This is a genomic window from uncultured Anaerobiospirillum sp. (genome assembly GCF_902485895.1).
Lineage (GTDB): Bacteria > Pseudomonadota > Gammaproteobacteria > Enterobacterales > Succinivibrionaceae > Anaerobiospirillum > Anaerobiospirillum succiniciproducens.
The window spans coordinates 1-5500 of sequence record NZ_CABTML010000047.1 but is presented as its reverse complement, the minus strand read 5'-3'; the positions used below and the strand labels follow the sequence as shown (position 1 = coordinate 5500).

4 protein-coding genes are annotated in these 5500 nt (G+C 37.9%); 2 read left to right on the top strand and 2 right to left on the bottom strand.

The features are described 5' to 3' along the window. Nucleotides 1-255 precede the first annotated feature (255 nt). Both RDO37_RS03860 and RDO37_RS03855 read left to right on the top strand, forming a co-directional pair. Nucleotides 256-1752, top strand: coding sequence for an SIR2 family protein (locus RDO37_RS03860; RefSeq protein ID WP_308498172.1), 1497 nt, complete (start codon nt 256-258; stop codon nt 1750-1752). Nucleotides 1753-1765: 13 nt separating this feature from the next. After that, nucleotides 1766-2389: a TIR domain-containing protein gene (locus RDO37_RS03855; protein WP_308498171.1), complete on the top strand. Its 624-nt coding sequence runs from the start codon at nt 1766-1768 to the stop codon at nt 2387-2389. Between the two features lie 1264 nt (nt 2390-3653). Here RDO37_RS03855 and RDO37_RS03850 read toward each other — a convergent pair. Together RDO37_RS03850 and RDO37_RS03845 are read right to left on the bottom strand one after the other, a co-directional pair. Beyond that, nucleotides 3654-4118 (bottom strand): hypothetical protein, encoded by a 465-nt coding sequence (locus tag RDO37_RS03850; protein WP_308498170.1) that lies wholly within the window; start codon nt 4116-4118, stop codon nt 3654-3656. Between the two features lie 202 nt (nt 4119-4320). After that, nucleotides 4321-4869, bottom strand: a complete 549-nt coding sequence (locus RDO37_RS03845) for a hypothetical protein (protein ID WP_308498169.1) — start codon at nt 4867-4869, stop codon at nt 4321-4323. Between the last annotated feature and the right edge of the window lie 631 nt (nt 4870-5500).

Here is a 5500-nt window from a genome sequence, read left to right as displayed (position 1 = left end):
CTCTTCAAACACCGACAGCTTCGGTGTTAACGCCCAGGCTCGTTACATGTTCTAATCTAGCCTTCATGGTTTTGGTTTGAACAAACCATAACTTGTCTTGAGACCGCGAACCAAGCTCAAATCCTAAGGATTAGCGCGGTCTCTTTAAGCGATCATGATCGATGTTGGGGATAGAGCATCAGTTGTGGTCGCTTTTTTCTAGGCAATTTCATATCAATAATATTTTTTATTTAATTTGAGGGAATTTAATTATTGATGACTAAAAATCAAGATAAAAAGGTCATTGACCACTTTATTCAAACATATGTGAAGAATATACGCGAAGGTAGTGCAGCTATCTTTGCAGGTGCTGGGCTGTCTGTAGGCGCGGGATTTGTTGACTGGAAGGAGTTGCTAAGTGATGTTGCTGAGATGCTTAATTTAGATATTAATAAAGAATATGACTATACCTTGCTATGCCAGTTTTATATTAATGAATATCAAAATAGACATCATATTAACAGCAAGATTCTTAACGAGTTCGCAAAGCAATCGAAGCTTACAGAAAATCATAAAATAATAGCAAAACTGCCGATCCGCACAATATGGACAACAAATTATGATCAGCTGCTTGAAAGGGCTTTTCGTGACAGCGGGAAAGTCGTCGATGTTAAGCATAACGTTCAACAGCTAACCAACAGCATACCTGGAGCTGATGTCAAAATATACAAGATGCATGGAGATGTTGATTATCCATTCGATGCAATTCTAGCTAAAGAGCAATACGAAAAATATTCAACCTCACATGCTGCATTTATTCGTGAATTAAGTGCTGCGCTATCTGCTAAAACCTTTTTATTTTTAGGCTTTAGCTTTAATGACCCTAATGTTGATCATGTGTTAAGGCTTGTCCGACACAGCTTTGGCCAAAATCAGCGTAACCATTATTGGATCGAAAAAAGAAAGACAGTTAGCACTGGTAATAGTGATCTTTCTCAAAGCGATCAGCTAGACAATAAAGATAACTTATTATATGAGCACAGACGGCAAGAGCTCATGATCAATGAGCTCAAAAGATACGGCATACAGACAATTCTTATTGACGAATATGATGAAATTACAAGTATTTTAGAGAATATTTCAATGCAGCTTAAAAATAAAACCGTGTTTATCTCAGGAAGCATCAGTGATTATCAAAGCGATAGCAAGAACAGGGCTGACGAGGAGAAGATTTTAGAGTTTACCCATAAGCTTTCATATGAGCTAATTAAAAATCAATATCGAGTTGTTAACGGATTTGGTCTTGCAGTAGGCAGCGCTGTGATTAATGGTGCTTTAGCTGCAATAGAGGATAATCCATCAACTTGCTCAGATAGCCAATTGATTTTGAAGCCATTTCCTCAATTGCAGACTGGTACAAAAAGCTATGTTGAATTATGGCAAGAGTACAGGCAGAGGATGATTGCGCTAACTGGAATATCAATATTTATTGCAGGAAATAAATATATTGACGGAAAATTAGCCAAAGGCAAGAAAAATGATGGAATTCTTTCAGAGTTTGAGATTTCTCTGAAGAATAGCAACATTTGCATACCTGTGCCTATGAAGCAGGAATCTATATATTCGTCAGATGTATTATTTGACAAGGTATTAAATAATTCTAGTGTTGAATCTCGCGATTTAATCGAATTACTAAAGGCATTAGGAAATGAAGAAAACAGCCATGATAAGGCTATTTCTTTAATTATTAATTACATTAAAACTATTAATTAGTGAGGATTTTATTATGCTTGAAAAAGTATTTTTTAGCTTTCATTATGAAAAAGATAACTGGCGTGTACAACAAATCAGGAACATGGGTGTAGTTGAGGGTGATCAGCTTGTTGAACCTAATGATTGGGAGGAAATTAAAAGGAAAGGCGTAAACTCAATCAAAAATTGGATTAATGACCAGTTAAGACAATCTAATGTAGTGGTAGTGCTTGTTGGAAGTGAGACCGCTGAACGTAAATGGATTCAATATGAAATTGAGACGGCATGGAATATGGGTAAGCCAATTTTAGGGATTGAAATTCATGAGTTGCTTGATGGATCAGGAAAGTCTGATTTTAATGGTCGTAACCCGTTTGTTGATTTTACTATTGATAGAAAAGGCAAAGCAAAAGTATATGAATCTGCATATGGTATAAATTGGGACGGAACACCAATGTCACATTATGTGAAGCTTTATGACCCTTTATCTAATGAATATCGAGATTTATCCGAAGATCACAGTATTCGTTTCATAAATGAATCCGAAAAGCGTAAGCGCCGTAGCCAAATTGCGTATGGAGTTATTAATGAATATTTGCCAGAATGGATTGAAGAGGCTAGGTTGAGCCGAGAAAATGCTCTTAGAGAATTTTTATAATTTATTAATATTAATTTAGAAAATAGTCTTTTTGAGGCATTATATTTGGGTTAGGTAAGGACAAAATGCCGGTGTTATATGGTGTTTTGTCCTTTTTTATGTGCTTTTTGACTGGAGATGGATAATTAATTTTAGAAATAAAATTCAACTCACTGAATTATTAATTTCTTAGATGAGCCTTATGGCATCGAGCTTTAAAGGGCGTCAAATGCTTAAATACAGTCAAATTCGTACAAGCCAGCTAAGTATTAGGCTGACTTAACAGCTTTTAGCAGTTTATCAATACTTGAGCAAGCAACTAATATCCGACACCAATAGTTGCATGCCAGCCGTATGACATAAAGTTTCAGACATAATTAGTCTAGTCTAAGATAGCAGCATACTCCATGGCATGCATTTAAATATCCACAAGCATAATAGTGGGCATTAAAAATGGCTAATTTGCATCTAAAAAGATATGTAAGGCGCTGCACAAAGAATTAGCTGCAAGCAAAGTTAAAAGATCTAATATAGAAGCCACACAACAGCACACTAAATGAGTCGCAGGCAATTCATCAAAAGAGAATCAATAAATTAGACATGCACAGAGGGTAGTCATTAAATCAACAGACATGGTTGTATAAGAGCCGTTGGGGTAATTCTGAGCTTGCTTATCGACATTTTGCATGTTGGCTTGAACAGCAATAGTCAGTATGTGGCTCAATACATCATTCACTTAAATAGTATGCAGTTAAGACGCAATGCAATGTTGGCAATGGACATGTATGACCACCATCTTGAAATGGTGAGTCAAAGGTTGAGTTAACAGTTAACTTAACTACCGATACAAGATTAAGATATGCTAAAAATCGACAGTAGAAGCTGATATTTATCAGGTTTATTGGTATTGATTGCATTAGCGGTAGGTGTTGAGTTAACAGTTGACTTGATAGTTGACTCAACAATTAACTCAACCCTTAACTTAAGCCTATGACTAATAGAAAGTAGTGGTTTAGGTTGGCTGTATGATGGGCAATGTGCAAGCCTATGAACAGCATTGTCTGACAGAGGAACAAGTGTGCTTAACTATCATAGTGGCTCCGTGAGTATAGAAAGATCGTAGTTAAGCGCTTGCAAGAACTTGAGACAAATGGGAGAGCCCTTGAATGCTTCTTAATTGGTTTACAAAGGCTGGCTCTTGTCCAGCCCTTGATACCTTGTTAGTAGATAGCTTGAGTCTTACTTGAGTTTGCGAATATCCCTCACATAAAGGCAGCCACGCTGATCATTCAAGTTGAATGAGGGTGTCCTTGAGATTAACAACCAGATGAGCATCTTTGGTGAGGATAAAGCCTGAGTTTAAGAAAGTATCGCTGATTTGGTTTAGTATCTTATTGCAAAGATTAATATCCTCTTTAGTCATCACAATCGCCCCAAGCGCAACATCCTTCTTAAAGCCTAGAGCACTTAAGCCAGTTAAATAGAAAGTGCTTTCGTAGATCATTTTGCCTGTAGGTTTGCCGTTATCATCGACAATCTCATCACACTCATCATGATCTGCATAGATACGTGTCATGAAATCTCTCGGCCAATGATTGTTTTCTAAAAGCTCAGTACCTAATCTTACAAACTCTTGGACTGAAAGTAGTTCATCGTTAACAATAATGCCTAGGATATCGTCTTTGTTAGTCTGTGAGCACACCAGCATGAAACTCTTAACTAAGTCTTTGATCTCGTTGAGTGGATACAAGGCATCGCTTCTTAGCATAAAACCAAGTATTTGCTCGCAATTTGTATTATGTGTTGGAAAAAGATTGTTATTGAGACTTACATTAACGAGTCTGGGATCTGGCCTATGTAACGAAGCATGATAATCTAATAATTGTGAACATAGCATACTGTTCTGTTGTGTGCTATTACGCATCTTAAAAATAGTAAAACCACTATGTAGATTAGTAGTTTTGTTGTGCAGATGGTCGACTATTCTCATAGATATTGGAAAAGAGGCTTAATGCTTTGGTTGCATCAATTAGATTGGGCAGCACCATACCGATAGCAAAAGGCTTAGCCTTCTCAAGCGCGTTGATACTTAGGCCCTGAGGCACGTCAGAGAGCAGAGTATTGATAGTTGGGATTTGAGAGGAGTAGGTACCAATATCATATTTGGCAGAGACTTTCTTTGGAGCTTTAACTCTTTGCAGCAGCTCTGTTTCGATACGCGCTGTGGCATGAGTAATTGCAGACGCTTCACCCTTGCCCATCTTCTCGCCAAGCTTAAATTTCAGATCGCACACAGCGCTATCGCTATCAAAGCCAAGGTCAGAGTAGCCGCCACTAATTAAGGATTTTGCCTTGCCCTTAGCATCAGTGAAGTCAAAGATGTAGTAAAGGCGATTGTTGCAGGTGTATGAGTGCGTATGAGTAAACTCGATCTTGTTCTCTTTAGTTGAGAACTTGTTCTCAAGCTCGGAGCGAACATGATTAATGTGCTTGTTTAACATTGGTAATCCCTTGCGGTAGCTACAGCTATAGTATGAACAGCTTATTCTAAGTGACCTTGCTTGACTATAAGTAACTCCTTAATCAGGTCATGACTAATTGTAACCTGAGGTGCTTTTGGGGTAATAGACCAACATCAACTTAAGTAATAGAGTCTTGTCTCAGCAAATGAGACTTTGCTTTCTGCCATAGCTAATAGGACGTTGTTTATAAACAGGGCGTAACGTTTTTGTTTGGCACCTTCTTTGGATTGTGGCTTAACCACAAATAAGCTTAGTTATAGTCCTGAGCGTGCGACATTTTCCATGTATGAATTTCAAGCGATCAGAAGCAATATCATGGGATTGAGTATCCTACATTGGCTCTTTTTCATTTCACATAAGCATGGCTGCTCATCTGTAAGATGGCTAAGCCTAAATCCTGTTTGTTAGCAGATTGATTGCATTAGTTTGGTTAGATATTTGGTGAAAACAGTAAGGCTGCCTTCATAGCATGGTGCAGTTGTTATTGGAGGTAGTAAGCGTGGTGGACGGGCTTTGAATATGCTCTGGAGCAGCGGCTGTAAGTGGTAAATCGCGGGTTTTTGTCAGTGCTTACGTAAAGATCGGAAGAGCGTCGTGTAGGGAAAGAGTG